The organism is Paenarthrobacter sp. E2MeOHC11, assembly GCF_058744955.1.
Map to the genome: position 1 here is coordinate 2,458,191 of NZ_CP196673.1, position 17,885 is coordinate 2,476,075.

19 protein-coding genes are annotated in these 17,885 nt (G+C 65.1%); 8 read left to right on the forward strand and 11 right to left on the reverse strand.

Annotated features, from left to right (window positions below):
* The first annotated feature begins 78 nt into the window (after positions 1–78).
* On the forward strand, positions 79–279 hold the full coding sequence (locus tag ACSSVG_RS11465; protein WP_231343054.1) for a hypothetical protein: 201 nt from the start codon (positions 79–81) through the stop codon (positions 277–279).
* On the opposite strand, the gene ACSSVG_RS11470 is transcribed toward ACSSVG_RS11465, so the two are convergent.
* The gene (locus ACSSVG_RS11470; RefSeq protein ID WP_492419000.1) at positions 248–2,107 is read right to left on the reverse strand and encodes a glycoside hydrolase family 15 protein; all 1,860 of its coding nucleotides are present in this window, start codon (positions 2,105–2,107) and stop codon (positions 248–250) included. The two genes, ACSSVG_RS11465 and ACSSVG_RS11470, sit on opposite strands and share 32 nt — an antisense overlap.
* A 10-nt stretch (positions 2,108–2,117) precedes the next feature.
* Positions 2,118–2,783 carry a TetR/AcrR family transcriptional regulator gene (locus ACSSVG_RS11475; RefSeq protein ID WP_231343060.1) on the reverse strand — a complete coding sequence of 222 codons (666 nt, stop codon included), beginning with the start codon at positions 2,781–2,783 and terminating at the stop codon, positions 2,118–2,120.
* Positions 2,784–2,900: 117 nt separating this feature from the next.
* Here ACSSVG_RS11475 and ACSSVG_RS11480 point away from each other — a divergent pair, with 117 nt between their 5' ends.
* Complete coding sequence (locus ACSSVG_RS11480) at positions 2,901–3,953, forward strand: NAD(P)-dependent alcohol dehydrogenase (RefSeq protein ID WP_492419004.1); 1,053 nt, start codon at positions 2,901–2,903, stop codon at positions 3,951–3,953.
* Positions 3,954–4,008: 55 nt separating this feature from the next.
* On the opposite strand, the gene ACSSVG_RS11485 is transcribed toward ACSSVG_RS11480, so the two are convergent.
* Complete coding sequence (locus ACSSVG_RS11485; RefSeq protein WP_492419187.1) at positions 4,009–4,881, reverse strand: EamA family transporter; 873 nt, start codon at positions 4,879–4,881, stop codon at positions 4,009–4,011.
* Positions 4,882–4,931: 50 nt separating this feature from the next.
* Entirely contained in the window at positions 4,932–5,555 is a 624-nt protein-coding gene (locus ACSSVG_RS11490; protein ID WP_492419005.1) for a helix-turn-helix domain-containing protein, read from the reverse strand.
* Between the two features lie 113 nt (positions 5,556–5,668).
* On the opposite strand from ACSSVG_RS11490, the gene ACSSVG_RS11495 reads away from it, so the two are divergent.
* Positions 5,669–6,565, forward strand: coding sequence for an SDR family oxidoreductase (locus tag ACSSVG_RS11495; protein ID WP_231343063.1), 897 nt, complete (start codon positions 5,669–5,671; stop codon positions 6,563–6,565).
* A gap of 111 nt (positions 6,566–6,676) precedes the next feature.
* Positions 6,677–6,907: a DUF6458 family protein gene (locus ACSSVG_RS11500; protein ID WP_231343064.1), complete on the forward strand. Its 231-nt coding sequence runs from the start codon at positions 6,677–6,679 to the stop codon at positions 6,905–6,907.
* A gap of 93 nt (positions 6,908–7,000) precedes the next feature.
* On the opposite strand, the gene ACSSVG_RS11505 is transcribed toward ACSSVG_RS11500, so the two are convergent.
* Together ACSSVG_RS11505 and ACSSVG_RS11510 are read right to left on the reverse strand one after the other, a co-directional pair.
* The gene (locus ACSSVG_RS11505; protein WP_492419007.1) at positions 7,001–7,903 is read right to left on the reverse strand and encodes a carbon-nitrogen hydrolase family protein; all 903 of its coding nucleotides are present in this window, start codon (positions 7,901–7,903) and stop codon (positions 7,001–7,003) included.
* Positions 7,904–9,478 (reverse strand): APC family permease, encoded by a 1,575-nt coding sequence (locus ACSSVG_RS11510; protein WP_492419009.1) that lies wholly within the window; start codon positions 9,476–9,478, stop codon positions 7,904–7,906. It lies immediately after the preceding gene.
* A gap of 113 nt (positions 9,479–9,591) precedes the next feature.
* Between ACSSVG_RS11510 and ACSSVG_RS11515 the strand changes: the two genes are divergently transcribed.
* From ACSSVG_RS11515 to ACSSVG_RS11530, 4 genes are all read left to right on the forward strand, one after another.
* The gene (locus ACSSVG_RS11515) at positions 9,592–10,236 is read left to right on the forward strand and encodes a TetR family transcriptional regulator (RefSeq protein ID WP_159706320.1); all 645 of its coding nucleotides are present in this window, start codon (positions 9,592–9,594) and stop codon (positions 10,234–10,236) included.
* A 17-nt stretch (positions 10,237–10,253) separates the two neighbouring features.
* Positions 10,254–10,538 (forward strand): hypothetical protein, encoded by a 285-nt coding sequence (locus ACSSVG_RS11520; RefSeq protein ID WP_492419011.1) that lies wholly within the window; start codon positions 10,254–10,256, stop codon positions 10,536–10,538.
* Between the two features lie 178 nt (positions 10,539–10,716).
* Positions 10,717–11,280 carry a hypothetical protein gene (locus tag ACSSVG_RS11525; RefSeq protein ID WP_492419013.1) on the forward strand — a complete coding sequence of 188 codons (564 nt, stop codon included), beginning with the start codon at positions 10,717–10,719 and terminating at the stop codon, positions 11,278–11,280.
* Complete coding sequence (locus ACSSVG_RS11530) at positions 11,277–11,822, forward strand: hypothetical protein (protein WP_492419015.1); 546 nt, start codon at positions 11,277–11,279, stop codon at positions 11,820–11,822. Before ACSSVG_RS11525 ends, ACSSVG_RS11530 begins: the two co-directional genes overlap by 4 nt.
* A 31-nt stretch (positions 11,823–11,853) precedes the next feature.
* Here ACSSVG_RS11530 and ACSSVG_RS11535 read toward each other — a convergent pair whose 3' ends face one another.
* The 5 genes from ACSSVG_RS11535 to ACSSVG_RS11555 all read right to left on the reverse strand — a co-directional run bounded on the left by ACSSVG_RS11535 (position 11,854) and on the right by ACSSVG_RS11555 (position 17,779).
* Positions 11,854–12,447 carry a histidine phosphatase family protein gene (locus ACSSVG_RS11535; protein WP_231340837.1) on the reverse strand — a complete coding sequence of 198 codons (594 nt, stop codon included), beginning with the start codon at positions 12,445–12,447 and terminating at the stop codon, positions 11,854–11,856.
* Positions 12,435–13,430, reverse strand: coding sequence for an alpha/beta fold hydrolase (locus ACSSVG_RS11540; RefSeq protein ID WP_492419017.1), 996 nt, complete (start codon positions 13,428–13,430; stop codon positions 12,435–12,437). The genes ACSSVG_RS11535 and ACSSVG_RS11540 overlap by 13 nt, the downstream gene beginning before the upstream one ends.
* 64 nt (positions 13,431–13,494) lie before the next feature.
* Positions 13,495–15,120: an amidohydrolase gene (locus ACSSVG_RS11545; RefSeq protein WP_492419019.1), complete on the reverse strand. Its 1,626-nt coding sequence runs from the start codon at positions 15,118–15,120 to the stop codon at positions 13,495–13,497.
* Positions 15,117–16,325, reverse strand: coding sequence for a serine hydrolase domain-containing protein (locus ACSSVG_RS11550; RefSeq protein WP_492419021.1), 1,209 nt, complete (start codon positions 16,323–16,325; stop codon positions 15,117–15,119). The genes ACSSVG_RS11545 and ACSSVG_RS11550 overlap by 4 nt, the downstream gene beginning before the upstream one ends.
* Entirely contained in the window at positions 16,322–17,779 is a 1,458-nt protein-coding gene (locus tag ACSSVG_RS11555) for a purine-cytosine permease family protein (RefSeq protein ID WP_492419023.1), read from the reverse strand. Before ACSSVG_RS11555 ends, ACSSVG_RS11550 begins: the two co-directional genes overlap by 4 nt.
* Positions 17,780–17,885 lie beyond the last annotated feature (106 nt).

A 17,885-nucleotide genomic window follows, 5' to 3' on the forward strand; every position in this document is an offset into this window, starting at 1 on the left:
CGCTACCGGTCGGGGGCCAGCCACCCAAGCAAGCAATTGCTGCTATCGCAAAAGCAGTGGCGATGGGACGATTTACTTATGGGCGAACAAGAGAATGTGCAGCCCGCCGCGCCGTCAGGCGGAGCGTTGGAGGACAGGGGAGACCCCACAACCCAGCAGATGCGGACCATCGGCCAGCGGCGGCGTGAGGCCGAGCGCAAGCTGGACCTTCATCTGGAGGAAGCGAGCCATAAGGGCGAACCGCCCGTTAGCGAAGGCGAGGATCATTCCGAAGGGTAGAGCCGCTGGATTGCCCCGGGTGCTTGGGGTGGCCGAGCGGAGTGTCGCTCTTATGGGCCTCTCCGTGGTGCAACTGCAGGGCGCTGTGGATGAGGGGGAAGTGGCTGAACGCCTGGGGAGTGTTGCCGAGTTGGCGCTGGGTTCGGGGGTCCCACTCCTCGCTTAGCAAACCAACGTCGTTGCGGAGGGTGAGCAGCCGCTCAAAGAGCCTGGTGGCCTCGCCTGAGCGGCCAATGCCCAGCAGTGCATCCACCAACCAGAACGAACAGGCCAGGAACACTCCTTCGTCGCCGGGCAGGCCGTCGTGTCCGGACTGGGTTCTGTATCGGAGGACCAGGCCGTCGTCGGTCAGTCCTTCCTGGATTGCTGCTACCGTTCCGGCGACCCTTGGATGGCGGTGCGGGAGGAATCCGACGCGCGGGATGAGGAGCAGGCTCGCGTCCAGGTCCTTGCTGCCGTAGGACTGGACAAAGGTGTTGAGTTCCTCGTCAAACCCCTTGGTCATAACGTCCGCGTGGATTTCGCTGCGGAGGGCCGCCCACCTGTCGGCCGGGCCGGGCAGCCCGGAGGTCCTTACGCCCTTGACCATCCGATCCGCGGCCACCCATGCCATGACCTTGGAGTGGGTGAAGTGCTGCCTCGGTCCGCGCATTTCCCAGAGACCGTTGTCCGGCTGGTCCCAGGCTCCTTCGAGATACTCCATCAGGGCGATCTGGATGTCCCAGGAGTTGTCCACGGTGCCGTCCTGGAAAGCCGCGCGCGTCAGGGAGAGGCCATCCAGGACTTCACCCCACACATCCAGTTGAAGCTGGGGAGCCGCAGCGTTTCCGGTGCGCACCGGCATGGACCCTTCGTAACCGGAGAGCCACGGTATGTCCGCTTCCGGGAGTCTCCTCGCGCCGTCGAGCCCGTACACGATCTGAAGTTCCGATGGGTCGCCGGCGATAGCGCGCAGCAACCAGTCCCGCCACGCGGATGCCTCCTCGGTGTAGCCGGCCGCCAACAGGGATTGCAGGGTCAGGGTGGCATCGCGGAGCCAGCAGTATCGGTAATCCCAGTTGCGGGGTCCGCCGATTTGCTCGGGCAGGGACGTCGTCGCGGCGGCCACGATGCCCCCGGTTGGCGCATAGGTCAACGCTTTGAGGGTGATCAGGGACCGCTCCACGGGCTCCTTGTACTTCCCTGCCATCTCGCTGCGGCCGATCCATTCCAGCCAGAACGACTCTGTTGCTTCGAGCGCTCGAAAGGGATCGATCCGCCGTGGTTCCCGTTCGTGGCTGGGTGCCCAGCGCAGCACGAACGGAACCCTGTCGCCTGCGCTGACGGTGAAGTCGCTGTACGTTCGCTTGTCCCGGCCTTCAAGCGGGGCGTGGGTGGTGAGATAGGCCGAGTCCGGCCCCGCCACAGCGCTGATGCCGTGCTTGCTGTGCCGGACCCACGGCACCACGCTGCCGTAGTCGAAGCGCAGGACCAGCTCCATGTGCATGTCCACCTGGCCGGATATGCCCTCCACGATCCGCACCAGGTCCACGGCGTCGTCGCGGACCGGCATGAAGTCGATGACCCGGACAGCGCCGCCGTCCACTTCCCACTCCGTTTCCAGGACGAGGGTGTCCTCGCGGTAGTGGCGTCGGGTGCAGTTGCCGCCGTCGGGCGTGCCGGCGGGAGCCAGGAGCCAGCGGCCGGCGTCGGGAGTGTGCAGCAAGGACGCGAAGCAGGCGGGAGAGTCGAACCGTGGCAGGCACATCCAGTCAATGGACCCGCTCCGCCCCACCAAGGCGGCGGTGTTCAAGTCCCCGATGATCGCGTAGTCCTCAATCCTGGCCATGGATCAGATCCTAGTCCGCGTCTCCTGCCAGACGGCTGAGGCCGTCAAGGATGAGGTCCAGGCCGAACCCGAATTCGTCGCCAAAGTCGTAGCCGGGTTTGAGGACATGTTCGACGGCGATCTCCACCATGTGCGGATACTCACCTGTGGCGAAGCGTTCCATGATGGGCTTGGTGATCTCGGCGGCGGTGTCGCGGCCTTCGAAAGGAAGGGCAGCTTCCTGGAGGACGAATCCGTAGATGTAGCTGTCCAGGAGTGCATAGGCGTGGGCGGTCAGCTGCACGGAGAATCCTGCACTCCGCAGCGTCGCAAGCGTTGCTTCGTGGTGGCGGAGGGTTGCGGGGCCGGGCGCTGTCCGGCTTTCCAGCAGCCCGACGGCCCAGGGATGGCGCCTGAGCGTAGATCTCATGCGGTGGGCCCGCAGCTGCATCTGCTCGCGCCAGTTTCCATCGGGCGCCGGCAGTTCGATTTCACTGAAGACCATGTCCACGATGCCATCCAGGATCTCGTCCTTGTTGGCCACGTAGTAGTAGAGCGACATGGGTTTGGTTCCCATGCTCTGGGCGAGCGTGCGGATTGTCAGTCCCGCTATGCCCGACTCGTCGGCGAGGGCAACGGCGCACTCAAGCACTCGCTCCCGGCTGAGGGAGAGTCGCTGGGATGCTGCGGGGGACACGGGACTCCTTGGTTCAGGGCTGGCCTCTAGCGGTTTAGTACAGTGTACGGTAATCTCATTGGTACAGCGTACGAAGAACCGCAAGCCCCAGCCCCACAAGTACTGAAAGGTCCGGCCATGACCACTGGTCAGCAAGCCAAGGAATCCCGTCACCACAAGAATCAGGCGTTGCCGGGTCCAACCATGCGGGCCATTGTGCAGGAGGGTTACGGTCCCGCCGATGTCCTCCATGAAGCACGGGTCCCACGGCCCGCCATCGCAGAGAATGAGGTGCTGGTGAAGGTCCATGCCGCCGGGCTCGATCGCGGTACCTGGCACCTCACCACAGGCCTGCCGTATGCGTTGCGCCCGGTCTACGGGTTCAAGACCCCGAAGAACCCTGTTCCCGGGCTGGACCTCGCCGGCACCGTGGAGGCCGTCGGCGCGAAAGTAACCCGGTTCTCCGTGGGCGACCACGTCTTCGGGTCGGGGAAAGGGACCTTCGCCGAGTACTCCGCTGCCCGTGAAAGCCAGTTGGCCCACAAGCCGGACAACATCAGCTACGAGCAGGCGGCAGTGGTGCCGGTGTCCGCCTGCACCGCCCTGATCGCCTTGCGCGCGGGCGGCATCGACCCCGGCCGCGGCCCGTCATCGCAGGGGGTCAAAGTCCTGGTCACCGGAGCCTCGGGCGGAGTAGGCAGCTACGCGGTGCAGCTCGCCAAGGCAGCCGGTGCTGAAGTCACCGGAGTGGCCAGCACGGCGAAGGTGGACATGGTGAGTGCCCTCGGCGCCGATCATGTCATCGACTACTCCCAGCAGGGTTTCGCTGACGGATCCGTGCAGTACGACGTCATCCTCGACATCGCGGGAAACCCCTCCGTTTCGCGTCTACGCCGGTCACTCACATCGGCGGGGACGGCCGTGATCACCGGGGGTGAGGAAGGCGGCACGTGGACGGGAAGCATGGACAGGCAGCTCCGCGCAGCGGCGCTCTCCCCCTTCATCCGCCAGCGGCTCACCATGATCGTGGGCACGCAGAAGGCTGCAGATCTAGAGTTCCTTGCCGGACTCCTGGACGCCGGAACCATCACGCCGGCCATCCACCGCACCTATCCGCTGGCGCAGGTCCCGGAGGCCATGCGCTACTTCGATGCGGGCAACGTGCGTGGCAAGGTGGCCATCACCATCTGAGGTCCGCGCTGCCCGACGCAAGGAATGCACGACGGCGGCAGGTCGCCGTCGTGCGTTACGCCTCCTTGCTGGGGCGGTCGGCTGATACTGCCGCCGGCGCGGGCGCCACGGTGGTTGGCTCGGCCAAGGGCGGCGTGTTCCGGTTGCCGCCGCGCTGGGAGGCGGCACCGGCGAAGACAACCAGCGCGATGCCGATGAACTGGATGAGGGACGGTTGTTGGTGCAGCACCAACAACCCCAGAAGGACTCCGAATGCGGGCTCCAGCGACATCAGTGTGCCGAACGCAGTGGAGGTCATGCGGCGCAACGCCTTCAGCTCCAACACGAACGGCAGTACCGGCATCAGGATGGCTACGCCCAGCGCGCCCGCGAGGATGCCCCAGTTGAGGTGGCCCACTGCCTGCGGAATTCCGACGACGGCGGCCGTCACGGCGGCAATGGGGACCGTCAGCGAGAGAGCCCCGATTCCTGTGAAGCGATCGCCGATCAATTGCGTCAGCAGGATATATGCGCCCCATCCGGCCGCGGCAATGGCTGCGAACATGACGCCCAGCAGGTCGACGTGGCCGTGCCAGGGCTCGGTGAGCAGGACGACTCCCAGCAGCGCAAGAAGTGGCCACGCCAGGGCCCGGCGGTTGTGGCTGCGGACCGCCGCGACCGTCAGGGGGCCAAGGAATTCGATGGCGACCGTGGTGCCCAAAGGGATTCGCTCCACGGCGGCCAGGAACATGATGGTCATCAGTCCGGTAGCGATGCCAAGTCCCAGGAGCGGCAGGACGTCGTGCCGGCGAACGGAGCGCAGCGGTGGCCGGGCGATGGCCAGGAAGATGATGGCTCCCAGGCTGAGCCGCAGCCACGCCGTTCCGGCCGGGCCGACCTCGGCGATGAGCCCCACGGACAAGGCGGAGCTCAGCTGCACCGAGAGCATCGCTGCCACGGCGAGTCCCCAGGGCGGAATGGGGCCGCCTTTGGGGGCGCTCACGAGTTGGTGCCCTGGCCGGGGTTATCGGCCTCTTGCCGGTGCCCCGAACCTACGCCCGGCTCAAACACTGCGAGGATGAATCTGGCTGGCCCGGTGCCCTGGTTGGCGTAGGAGTGGGCAACGTCGCCGGGGAAAGTCATGGAGTCGCCCACTTCGAGGGTCACCATTTGTTCCCCTGCATCGACGGTCACGGTGCCGGCCTGAACCTGCAGGAGTTCCTTGGTGCCCGGGGCATGTGCCTCGCTGCCATGGCTGTCGCCGGGGCCCAGGGTCCAGTCCCACAGTTCCACCACGTCCGGCGACTCGGTTCCGGCCACCAGTATTCCCCGGCCGCCCTGCCCGCTGGTCCACAGTGCGGCGCCTTCGCCGCTCCGGGTGATTTTGACCGGCTTCGGGAGCGGCGGCTCCACCAGCGCCGGTAGCCCGACGCCCAGGGCGTCGCTGATCCGAAGCAGCGTGCCGATGCTGGGATTCGCCGCGCCTTGCTCCACATTGACGATCATGCGGCGGCTCACGCCGGCGGCCGCAGCCAGCTGGTCAAGGGTCCAGCCGCGGGTTTGGCGTTCCTGCTTGACCCTGGCGCCGATGGCCAGGGAAAGGGTAGTGGTGCTTTCATCCATAAGTGCATAATACTGCACCAAGAGTGCACTGGTTGTCTTGGCGATTTGGGGTCTAGCCGGGATCCCGGCCCCGTGCTACCACTGAGCTAGGAACAAAACCCTAAGGAGAAATTGTGGCCGAAGACCTGCCTGTCCTTGTTATTGGTGCCACGGGATTCCTGGGTGGCCAAGTGGTGGACGAGCTTCTCAAGGGCGGTAAGAAAGTCCGCGCACTGGTGAGGCCAAAGTCCAATGCCGCCAAGCTTGAGGCCAAAGGCGTTGAGATTGCGCGCGGAGACATGTTGGACGCCGCCTCCTTGATTGCCGCGATGACGGGAGTTTCAGCGGTGGTGTCGACCGCGGCCGGCTATACCCGGAACGACAAGAACGCCAAGGCGATCGATACCTACGGGAACAGCAACCTGGCGGTCGCTGCCAAACAGGCCGGCGTGCCCCGATTCGTGCTGATCAGCATTGTCACCAGCGACCAAACTCCGCAGATCCCGCATTTCTGGAACAAGAAGCTCGCCGAGGATAAATTCGAGGAGCTTGGTGTTCCGTTCGTGGCCCTCCGGCCGGGCGCCTTCTTTGACCAGGCGGTCGGGATGGGCGGAGACCCGTTCGCGAAGGGGCGCTTCGTGTGGCTGGGTTCGAAGGACGCGCGGCTGACGTTCGTCCTGGCCAGCGACGTAGCGCGGTACCTCGCGGAGGCTGTTGACGCGGACATCGTCGAGGGGGAGCGCATCGACATTGGCTGGAGCCGGCCTGTGAGCATCCAGGAAGCTGCGGAGGTGGCGGGGCGCCGGGCAGGCAAGCCGATCAAGGTCATGACCGTGCCGGCGGGTGCCATCGCCGGGCTTGGCAAGGTCACGTCGAAGATCCTTCCGCTGGTGGGCGATATGGCAAGCATGGTGGCGTGGTTCGAGACCGGAAAATACATTGCGGACACCACCCGGCAGGAGCAGGTGTTCGGGCCTGCGCCAACCCCGGAAGATGCCATCGCCAGGCTGGCCGCCCGCTACGGACACTGATTGGTGCGGTGGCGCAATGTCTGGTGGAGGCCATAGATCATAAGTATGCTGACGGTACAGATTCGGCCGGAGTTCCCTGACCATGCGCCGAACGGACACGAGGAGCACGCTATGAGAATCGGTTCTTCCATTGCCCTGATTGCTGTCGGAGCCATTTTGGCCTTCGCGCTCGCCCCCGGACTCATCCCCTTCCTGGACCAGGTCCTGGTGGGCTACATCCTGATGGTGGTCGGCGTCGTTGGGCTCATCATTTCCATCGCGATGTCCAGCAGGACCCGCAGGACCGTAGTCGAGCGGCGCACGGCCCCTGAAACGGTGGTCGAACGGCGCCCCGAGGTCTAGCAGCCGCTGTTCTCCAGCAGCCGCTGTTGACGCAAGAAGCGCACGACGCCGGTGGCCGCCGTCGTGCGCTTCTCCAATTAAAGCCGGGGCTGGTCAGGCCGGTGCAGCCGTGCTCCGCTGGCCCGCCGTGCTGGGCTCGGTCCAATCCGGGGACTGGAAGTGGGCGCCGCCGAACATCGGGAAGGACAACAGGCCTTCCTGGTCCCGGAGTTGGGTCCACGGGCGGTTGATGCCGTGGGTTCCGTAGCGGCGCAGTTGGGTAACGCGGTCCAGGTCCAGGACGGCAAAGAGGATCTCTTCCCCACCCCGGGCATGCTGCATGATGGTGCCCTCGGGATCCACGATGACGCTCTCGCCAACCCCGGACGGGGACGCGCCGTTGACGTTCACCACATAGACCTGGTTGGCGAAGGCGTTGGCCTGGGACATGACAATCTCCATGGCCCTGTCCCGTGTGGTGGTGAGGGTTGGCTGGATGATGACTTCGGCGCCCAGCCAGGCCAGCTGCCTCGCCACTTCCGGAAAGCTGCCGTCGAAGCAGATGGCCAGGCCAATGCGTCCGCAGCCGGGGATGTCGAACGTGACGAACGAATCCCCGGGTGTGGTGGTTTCGAACGGACGCCAAGGGAAGAGCTTCCGGTAGCGGGCCACGATCTCGCCTTGCGGTGAAACGGCGATGGCTGTGTTGAAAGTGTTCCCGTTGTCTGTTTCCAGAAGGGAGCCTGGTACGAGCCACACGTTGAGCCTGCGGGCCAGTGCCGAGATGCGGTCGGTCAGCGGGCTGGGGATCGGAGCGGCGGAGCGGGTTTCGCCTTCCGGGTCCGGCATCAGGAACTCGCCAGGGGCGGAAAGCAGGAGCTCTGGAACCACGATGACGTCCACGTCGGGGCCGAGCCTCTTGGCCGACTCGGCCTGGGCCTCGAACCGTGCCCACGTGGCCTCGAGGTCGTGCGGGACGGGGTTGGTCTGGATTGCTGCGATGGACAGGATGCGCATTTATGCCTCGGTATCGTTGCTGAGAATTGATAGAAGTTGGTGGCGGGTAGTGACGTTTCCGCGGGGAATCGTTTTGCCGGAGAAGAAGGGACGGAGCCTGGGCCTCAAGACCGCGGTGACCACAAGGCCGAGGGCCAAGGCGCCGATGCCGATCCAGAACACCGAGCCGATGCCCAGCCAGGACAGGCCGGCGTACTCCGGGGACAGCATGTCCACGGCGCTGTACGCGAACGCGCCGATCATGAGGATGGCGCCGAGGCCGGGGAGGATGCCTTTCAGGATCAGGGCGGATGCGGAGGTGCGCATCAGCGGTGCGAAGTACACCACCGAGGCCAGTGCGGTGGCTGCGTAGTAGGCCGCGATCATCAGCCCCACCGAGAGGATGGCCAGTCCGATGAAGTCGGCGCTGATGGCCGTCAATCCCAGCGATATTGCCATGGTGATGACCGCCCACCAGATGATGGAGGTGGTGGGGGTTCCGCGCTTGGCGTGCATCCGCGTGGTCGCCCGGTGAAGCGCACCGTAAGTGCCCATGCTCAGCCAGGTCCGGGGCGTGCTGACTGCCACGGTCATCAGGGCCGCCAACGCTGAGAGGCCTACTGCCAGGATGATGACGTGGCCAAACACCTCGCCGGCAGCTTGCGGGCCGAGGACCGAGAGGACGTCCGAGACGGTTTCCGGATCGGTGATCCCCGCGGTTCCGGCGAATCCGACGGCGGCCGTGGCGGTCACCACGTAGAAGAACAGCAGGATGACGGTAGTGATGACAACGGCCTTGCCAGGTGTTCCCTTGCGGTCGGTGGTTTCTTCATTCACGGCTATCAGCGCGTCCCATCCCCAGTAGATAAAGAGGCACAGGATGACGCCGGACACGAGTCCGGACATGTCGCCGGATGCGAACGGATTGAACCAGGCCAGGCTTGGCTGCCCGCCGCCTTCTGACGTTCCGGCGGAAGTCCCCGCGGCCATTGCCATGAAGGCCGCGACGCAGAATCCGCCGAGAGCCACCAGCTGCAGGGCGATCAGCGCGTACTGGACCCACGCGGAGAGTTCGATTCCCCTCGCCGCGATCCATGCACTCAGGACAACCAGCCCGCACGCAATGGCGGAAACGGCTATGGGCTCCGCGGCGATCCACGCCAGGCCGAAGAAGTTGAGCAGATAGGTGGTGGCCACCTGGGCCAGCGCCGCGCTCGCAATGAAGGTGGCCATCTGGGGAACCCAGCCGCCGAGGAACCAGCCTGCCTCTGGGCCGAAAACGCGGGTTATCCAGACGAAAACACCGCCGCAGTCAGGCATCTCCTTGTTCAGGTCCCTGAAGGCAAGCGCCGTGAAAAGGATCGGGACAAATCCCAGCAGGAACGCAGCGGGGGTGCTTGCGCCAACGGCCAGGACTACGAATCCGAGCGTGACGGCCAAGCTGTAGGCGGGGGCGACGGCAGCCAGGCCGAGGGCGACGGTGGGGCCGATGCCGATGGACCCGGCTTTGAGGCCCTTGGAGCTTGGATCCCCAGGGGCGGGATCCTTGGGTGCTGGGCCCTTGGTGACCATGGGTGGGGAAGGGGGATGTGACACGGAGACTCCTCGTTGAATCAGTAATTTGAATCACATTCAAATTTGAATGCCATTCAATACCCGTCTAGAGTCAATGTCAACAGAAATCTTCAAGGGTCCACAGGGGAGCGGCAGTGGCGAGGGTCGACAAGAAGGAAATCCGGCGACAGGAAATCGTGGCTGCAGCCCAGGCCGTGGCCGCGCGTGACGGCGCCGAGGGGGCCACCCTGCGCGCCATCGCCGCCGAAGCCGGTATGGCGGCGAACGCCGTGCTCTACTATTTCGGCAGCCACGCCGAGATCATCGCTGCCGCCGTGCACGCATCCTCGGACAGGTTCCTGGAAAAGCTCGCAGAAGCTGTTGATCCGGGAATGGACCCCACAGCCCGGCTTGCCGCCGTCATCAGTGCGGGAACCACCGCCGGACTCGACGACGACGTCTCCCGCATCCTCTACGAGTACTGGCCCCACATGCTGCGCGACCCCGAGCAGCGCCGGATCCAGGAACAGCTCACCAGCGCCCAGGAACGCGTCTACCGGGAAATCATCGACGCCGGAACCCGCTCGGGCGAATTCTCGCCCCTTCTGCACCCGGACAAGATCGCCCGGACCCTGGTTGCCCAGGAAGACGGCCTGGTGATGGACGTGCTGGCCGGGAGTGCCAGCAGCGAGTACGTACTGGACCTGATGGGAAGCCTCGCCGCTGCTCTTCTGGGCTTCAAAGCGGAGAACCTGCTCGAGCTCATTGCGGCCCGGGGCGTGTCAGCACCTGCTCCGTAACGGCGTAGGCTGCTGCCATGGAGAAGACGTTCGACATTGAACTTGTGAATCACAACGAATACTTGGTGCGCTGGGCATCGGAAGGCCAAACCGGCGAATCCCTGGTCCACACCAACCCGGAATTCCTCGCGGAAGCCGGCCTGGACGGATTCGATGAGCAGCTGATCGTTGACGAAACCACCGCGTACTTGGCAGAACACCAGCCAGTGATCGACTTCCCCCAGACGGTTGACCTCGAAGAGATCGCTGCCGCCTACCCGGATTACACGGAACAGCTGAAGGCGCGCCTCGACGCCAGGTAGTAGTTGGACCGGCGACCACACGCGAACGCTCAGGCCTATGACAAGGGACGCAGAGCCTCTATCCTCGTGACATGGGCGTTCGGGGAGCGTTTTCCTTGCCAGGCTCCCGCTTCATTGGCGGGACCGTACCTTCCGGCGGGCGGACGCAGGACCATCGTCGAGGTGGGCGGGGTGGCCCATGAACCAACAGGACCACGTTCCGTCCCCTGACAACTACGCAGCATTCCTCGAACGGCTGGATGACGCCGCAGCCAGCCTTACCACCCGGCTCCGATCGGTGGACAAGGCACTCACGGCGGTCACTTTGCTCCTGGAGAAGTACCAGTCGGCATCGCTGAAGTGGGAGCAACGCCGGGCCCGCGTCAGTGAAGAACTGGACCGTCATGCGGGTGGGCCGGAGACCTACGCAGCCCTGGGCGAACTCCACGATACCGCCGTGAAAATGGTGACGCTTCACCATTCACAGACCCTGCGAATCGCCGAAAAGTTGCACCTCATGCAGGGACAACGCGATGCCATCCAGCAGTCACTCGGTGAGCTTGGGGCCAGCAGCACCAAACTGAAGACGTCCAGGCGGTTGTCGCAAGACCGGAACAACCTGAACAGGGCCCTTTATGAACTCGCCGGCCCACGGGGTGCCGCGAAAGCAACACCCGATCCCGGATTGCTCAGCGATCTGAGGCAGGCCCGCGAAGCAGTCATCCTTGCCGAAGCGCTCATGGAAGTGAAGGGACCCCGATGATGCAGAATCCAGCACGCCATCCATCACCTCAAGACGCAGTAACCGTTGTGTCGTGGGAGAGGAAGCCTGGCGACAACCCGGTTATCAGGTTTGTCCTCTTCAGCATTCTCGGCATGATGGTGGCGCTGACCATGATGGTCTTCATGACGGGACTCAGGAACGTCGGCTCCGTGGCATTGTTCACGGTGGCCTTCGCCGGCATCCTCACGGTCCCCGCGGTGGCAGCCCGGAGGACCTTCATGCGGCGCCTCACCACGCGGATCAATGACACGATTCATGAGGTCACGGGCAGCACCCACGAAGACCTGTCAGCGAAGCAACTCCGCCATCTGGCCAGGAGCGGCGAGGCCCTTCCGCTGTTGGTCAGCGGGATGCCCGGATTGCGACTCCAGGTGCAACGGGTCCTGGCAGTTGGGGACGATGCTCCCGAGCGATGGCGTGCGGTCATCACGGCCGTCTCCCCACGCAACGGAATTGCCAGCTTTGACCGGTTGCTGGCCGCAACCCTGAGCGGGCAGGCCCAGGGCCCCACCAACGGCTAGCCCCGTCGCGTCGCTGACTGCCGGTGCGCCGCTACGCCCCGACGTCGGCCGTGACGCGCTCGCCGTTGAAGTACTCCAGCTGCCAGCCGTCCGTAGCATCGTGGTGGGCCAGGTTAAGGGCGGCGTTCTGGACACCGTCCAGGGTCCGGCCGATAGCGCGGTTGAGCGTCAAACGAATCAGCGTGCCGTGGGCAACCACCAGCACACGCTTGCCGGCGAATTCTTCGGCCAGTTCTTCCAGGGCAGTGATGCCCCGATCGGCGGCGGCTTCGTCACTTTCGCCGCCGCGGAAACCGCCGGGGATGCGCAGGGCCTCCAGTTCGGGACCTGCCTGCAGTCCCTCTGCGGGCCCAAAGCTGCGTTCGGTGAGCTCGGGAACCAGGCGGGAAACCTTCAGGCCCAGTCCCTCCGCAATGATCTCCGCCGTCTCCGCAGCGCGACCCAGCGGTGAGGACACTACTGCGTCCCACTGGCGATCCGACAGGACGGCGACGGCGTCGCGCGCCTGGCCGCGGCCGACGTCGTTCAGCGGAATATCGGTGGAACCCTGCAACCGGCGCTCGGCGTTCCAGTCGGTTTGGCCGTGGCGGACGAGGGCGAAAGTTGTGAGGGTCATGCTGTCCATTGTGCCCTGCGGGCCTGCCCGGCCGCAGTTCCGTATGTCACGTCGCCGTATGTCACGTCGCCGTACGTCTCATCCAGCAGTTGCTGAACGACGGCGGTCTGCTCGGCGATCGCGAAGTGTCCGCAGCCCTGCACTGTCACTGTGCGGATATGGGATCCAAGGGAAGCCAACTGATCCAGGTCGGACTGGGGCGTGAACGCATCGCACTCTCCGCGGGTGGCAAGGACCGGGCAGCTGATGCTGCGCCATTGGGCAAAATCGTACTGAGCGACGGCCCGCGTCGCCGCGTAGAACGCAGGGGGACGGGCCTCGTGTGCGAGCCTCCGGATGACGTGCGCGGGGATGGCTGCAGGGTCCGCGAACAGCGGCGACAGGAGCAGCCGCATGAATGGCGTGTTCCCCACCAACCGGATCAGTGCCCTCCCTGCCTTTCCGAAGACTGCGGTGGAGCGCATGAGAAGGATCATGACGACAAAAAACGGTATCCGGAACAGCCCACGCCATGGTTGCCGGGCCGCCTCGGCCACTCCAAGCATGGTGGCCGAAACCGCCGCTACGCTGAGGGTCTGCCCGGGCCACTCCGCAGCAATGTGCAGGGCAATGACGCCACCCATGGAATGGCCCACAAGGTTCCACTTGCGGTATCCGAGGCCGTTCAAGACCTCGACGACGGCACCTGCCATGGCCTCGACGGTGGCGGACCCAAGCCGCGCACCTCCGGTGGAGTCGCCCCAGCCGGGCAGGTCGATGAGGACGCGGTCACGTTCGGGGGAGTCGGACAGCAGTGGCAGGAACGTTGTCCAGGATCCCGCAGCGCCATGAAGGTACACATCGGCGATGTGGCTGCGTGCGTCGGGGGCTTCCTGTACGCGGACAGCGCACGGGCCCAGTGCGGTATCGATCACCTCGCGGTGAAACCCTGCGCTGCGCGATACCCCTGCGCTGCGCGATGCCGCCGTTTCCTGCAGAACGTCCGTGACCACCCGCTGCTCCTCACCCTTTGACCGTGATTCGGAGCAGCGGGCGTCCTGGATCGGCAGGGCCTTCCTAGCCTGCTGACTGGTCCTTTTCGTAAACCGTGCGCCCGCCCACCACCGTCCGCAGGACCTTTGCTTCCAAGAGCGCTCCAGCATTGTCTGCGGCGAAAACGTCGGTGTCCAGGACCACGAAGTCTGCGTACAGGCCGGCGGCAAGACGGCCGATGTCATTCTCCGCTCCGCACGTCCACGCGGAATCACGGGTGGCGTGCTGGATCGATTCGGCCAGGGGCAGTGCGAATTCCGGGACGTTGGTTCCCGCTGAGGCATCCAAGGCCGACGCACGTGTGGTGGCCACGTACATGTTGGGAAGCGGGGCGTGGGGGGACGTGGGGGAGTCCGTGCCGAAAGCGAGCCGGGCGCCGGCATCCGTGATCCACGGCCACGCGAATCCGCGCTCCACCCGGTCGTCGCCCAGCTTGGCGGCCCAGTTTTCGCTGATGGCAGGATCGGCGTGGACCGGTTGCATGCTGGCTGTGATTCCCAGCGCGGCGAGGCGATCGACGTCGGCCCTGTCCACCAACTCAAGATGCTCAATCCGGTGACGGCGTTCGCGGGGGCCATTCTCCGCCACGGCGTGTTCCACGGCTCCGATGGCGATCCGCACCGATTCATCCCCGATCGCGTGCATCGCCACCTTCAAGCCGGCAGCGTCGGCCGCGGCAACCACGGGCGCGAGTTCCTTGAGGCTCCAGATCGGTTCAGCGTTCGACCCGTCGGCGTACGGCATGCCAAGGGTGGCAGTGCAGCCATCGATGGTGCCGTCGATGATCACCTTGATCCCCACCACGCGCAGGAAAGGCGATTCATGCTCGACGGCGAGACTCGCCGCCCGCTGGACCTGGGCGAGGTTTTCCTCCACGGAGCCGGTGTTGTTCACCCGCCAGTAGGCGATGAGGCGGCTGGTCAGTGTGCCGTCCTTGTCAGCACGCTTGAACGCTTCAAGGTCGGTCTCGTTGAAGCCCATGTCGCAGGCGGTGGTCACGCCGGTCTCTCGATAGGCCTGCTGGACGGCGGTGATGCTGGACGTGTGTTCGCTCTCGCTGACCTGGGCATCAAGGAATGGCAGCACCACGTCATAGAAGGCGTTCTCGTCGATATAGCCCGTGGCGTGACCGTGGGCGTCGCGCTTGATGGTGCCGCCGTGGGGGTTGGGTGTGTGGTCATCGATTCCGAGTTCAGCCAGCGCCGCAGTGTTCACCCACACGGAGTGGAAGTCGTAGGCAAAGGCATAGACGGGCTTGTCCGGGACGACGGCGTCGAGCATCCTTGCGTCCGGTACACCGCCCGGGACTGCGCCATGCAGCCAGCCGGTAGCGAGGATGCGGTCCACGTCCGGGTGTCCGGTATCGCGTGCCTTGATCCGTTGCTGGATCTCTTCCACGGACTTGGCACCCCACAGGCTGACCTGCCCCAAGGCTTCGCCGGTGCCGACCACGTGTGCGTGGCCGTCCACGAACCCGGGCACCACCAAGCGGCCCTCAAGGTCCAGGCGATCGGCGTCCGGGCGCAGGCGTACGGCAGTGTCCGCGTCACCGACGTAGAGGATCCGTTCGTCCTGGACCAGCAAGGCCTCGGCCCAGCGGCGGGTATCGGAGGTGAAGATGCGGGCATTGGTGTAGAGCTGGGTGGTCACGCTGCGTTTTCCTTGCTTTCCGGTGCTGTTTCTTCTGCTGCGGAGGGCTGGTCCAGGGATCGGCTGACGTCCAGCAGCAACTGGTTCTGACGTTCGTGAAGCTGGTCGCTTTCCGGCTCCGGCCAGGTGGAGAGCTTCACGATCACGGTATCCGTGGCGGGGTCGATCCAAAGGTATTGGCCGTGGATTCCTATCCCCGTCACATTGCCTCGCTCGTTGCCGGTGCACCACCACTGCCGGGTGTAGGAACCGCCAGGGTGGATCGCGGTGAATGAGGAATCCATCATGGCCTGGGGGTCCCCGCCCTCGAGGATGCTGTGGACCCACCCCTCGGACACCACCCTGCCGCCTGGACCGTTTCCGGCGTCGAGCATTAACTGCCCCACCCGGGCGAGGTCGCGGGCGGTACAGGAGACCCCGCCGTTCGCGAAGCCAAAGCCGGCAGTGTCCACCGTGATGGTGGCGTCCCGATCCGCGTCGAGCTTGGACCAAAGATACTTTGAGAGGGCTTCCGGGTAGCGGAGGCCGGTGACCCGCTCGATGATCCAAGCGAGGACGTCCGTGTTGGCCGAGCAGTACTGGAATTCGCCCACGGTGCCGTTGCCGGTAAGCGTGGCCAAGAACGCGTAGGTGTCCTCGGGGTCGCCCGGGCGGCGGGTTCGCCACCCGGCGGAGCGGTCGTGGGTCTGCACTTCAGAGGCCGGGTCCACGTAGTTCTCGCTGTAGTTGAGGTGGATGGCCATATCGAGCACGTGCTGGATGGTGGGTCCGTCATAGGCCGATCCGGCGAGCTCGGGAACATAGTCCACTACGCGGGCGGAGGGGACGATCTCTCCGGAGTCAATCAATGCACCGACAACCAGGCCGCACATCGACTTCGAAATGCTCATCACCAAATGTCGGTCATCGGGGGCGAAGCCGGGGCTGTAGTAGTCCGCGATGACGCGGTTGCGGTGCAGGACCAGGAAGGCGTCGGTATACGTCTCTTCGAGCCGGCGCCTCAGGCCCGGGAGCGCCAACGCATCCAATCTGTCAGTAGCCTCAACAGGGGCGGCCGGGAAGCGGTGGGAGACTGACGCCGTCGGAAGCAGCTCGCCCAGGTGCGCGAACGTCCAGCGGTTGTGCGGTCCCTCCTGCCAGGTGTCCAGGGTGGGTTGGCCGGCGGCGCCGGGGTATCGCGCGGGATGGGTTCCAGTGGTGGTCATGCTCGGGCTCCTTCGGGGACGGGTGTTTTGCCGCGGGCGCGGCGCAGGGCGGGGACCAAGGCGATGTACACCCCGGCGGTGACGATCACGGACACCGGCACGGAAAGGTCCAGGAAGCCCATGGCCGCTGCGATGGGGCCGGTGAACACGGCGTTGGTGAGGAAGAGCGACGCGACGGCGGCGCCGAGGATGACGGCCAGCAAGCCGGGGATGTGCCAGCCTCCGCTGTACCAGAAGGGGCTGCCGGGCTTCTCGTTGAACAGCTCCTCGCCGTCGTAGCGGTTGCGGCGAAGAATGACGTCCACGGCGAAGATCGTCATGGTGGGCCCGGAGATGAGGACCAGCAGCTGCAACATCAGGTTGACGGCATCGAGGAGGCTTGTGGACATCACGAGGTAGATGGTCAGTGCTGTGCCGATCGCTCCGACCACCATCGCGGACGGGATGCGCCGGATCGGTACGCCGATGGACTGGAATGCCATGCTCGCCGTGTAGGTGGTCATGCCGTTGAGCGAGATGGTGTTGATGATGACCCCCACCACGAAGATGGTACCCAGCCATGCCGGGAGCAGGGCCAGGAGTGCCGATTCGATGCCGAGGTCCATGGCCGCTGCGCTGACGCCGGTAGCCAGAAGTGCACCCACGGCCGTGAAGAACATGCAGGGAAGGGCGCCGCCCAGGGCCGTGGCCGCGATGATGTGTGACCGTTTGGTGGACTGTGGGAGATAGCGCGCGAGGTCGGGGCTGTTGGTGTAGGAGAGCGGAGTGGAGGCCAGGATGGCGAAACCGATGGTCATCGCAGACCAGAGCGGTGCGCCTTCCAAGGGTGCCGGGGCCGTGTAGCCCCATTGCACGTGCGGCAGGACGAAGGCCGTGACCAGCAGGAACACGGCCAACAGGACCGAGGCCACTACGGGGTAGCTGCGCAGGATCAGGGTGTGACCGAATACCGCCACCAGCACCGTGATTGCGGCAACGACGATGGTGACCAGCACCGGCCCGGCCACGGGATCCGTGAAGCCAAGTTGTGCCAGGAGTTCAGCGCCCATGAACGATGACGCGAGCCAGTTCAGGGCCAGGAAGACGGCGGAAATGAACCAGCCGAAGAAGGCGACAATCACCCTGTTGCCGCGGATTCCGTAGATGGCGCGGGTAATCACGGACCCGGATGTTCCTGCGGCCGGGCCACTCGTGGCCACGATGCCGGTAAGGATCCAGGGGAGGCTGCCGGCGACGATGACCAGGAGGGCCTGCCAAAGATCCAGGCCAAGCAGGATCAGCGATGCACCAACGGTGAAGTTCAGGACGCTGACGTTGGGGGCCGCCCAGACAGGGAAGAGATCGCGGGCGCGGCCGTGCCGCTCTGAGGCTTCGATGAGTTCAATGCCGCGGGTCTCGGGGTGGGCAAGTGGCTCCGGATAACTGGCCGGATCGGTCAAATGGGGCTGGGACAACGCTGTTCCTCTCGGGCAAGGACCGGCTCGCAACGCTGGGATACCGGTCCGTTGACGCTATTGGTCATGCGACCAACGTGCTATTGGTCACTTATCCAATAGAATG

Excerpts from the sequence above, each read along its gene's own strand:
- ACSSVG_RS11465 (WP_231343054.1), top strand. The coding sequence starts at position 79 with ATGGGCGAACAAGAGAATGTGCAGCCCGCCGCGCCGTCAGGCGGAGCG.
- ACSSVG_RS11470 (WP_492419000.1), bottom strand. The coding sequence starts at position 2,107 with ATGGCCAGGATTGAGGACTACGCGATCATCGGGGACTTGAACACCGCC.
- ACSSVG_RS11480 (WP_492419004.1), top strand. The coding sequence starts at position 2,901 with ATGACCACTGGTCAGCAAGCCAAGGAATCCCGTCACCACAAGAATCAG.
- ACSSVG_RS11485 (WP_492419187.1), bottom strand. The coding sequence starts at position 4,881 with ATGCTCTCGGTGCAGCTGAGCTCCGCCTTGTCCGTGGGGCTCATCGCC.
- ACSSVG_RS11490 (WP_492419005.1), bottom strand. The coding sequence starts at position 5,555 with ATGGATGAAAGCACCACTACCCTTTCCCTGGCCATCGGCGCCAGGGTC.
- ACSSVG_RS11500 (WP_231343064.1), top strand. The coding sequence starts at position 6,677 with ATGAGAATCGGTTCTTCCATTGCCCTGATTGCTGTCGGAGCCATTTTG.
- ACSSVG_RS11505 (WP_492419007.1), bottom strand. The coding sequence starts at position 7,903 with ATGCGCATCCTGTCCATCGCAGCAATCCAGACCAACCCCGTCCCGCAC.
- ACSSVG_RS11520 (WP_492419011.1), top strand. The coding sequence starts at position 10,254 with ATGGAGAAGACGTTCGACATTGAACTTGTGAATCACAACGAATACTTG.
- ACSSVG_RS11525 (WP_492419013.1), top strand. The coding sequence starts at position 10,717 with ATGAACCAACAGGACCACGTTCCGTCCCCTGACAACTACGCAGCATTC.
- ACSSVG_RS11530 (WP_492419015.1), top strand. The coding sequence starts at position 11,277 with ATGATGCAGAATCCAGCACGCCATCCATCACCTCAAGACGCAGTAACC.
- ACSSVG_RS11535 (WP_231340837.1), bottom strand. The coding sequence starts at position 12,447 with ATGGACAGCATGACCCTCACAACTTTCGCCCTCGTCCGCCACGGCCAA.
- ACSSVG_RS11550 (WP_492419021.1), bottom strand. The coding sequence starts at position 16,325 with ATGACCACCACTGGAACCCATCCCGCGCGATACCCCGGCGCCGCCGGC.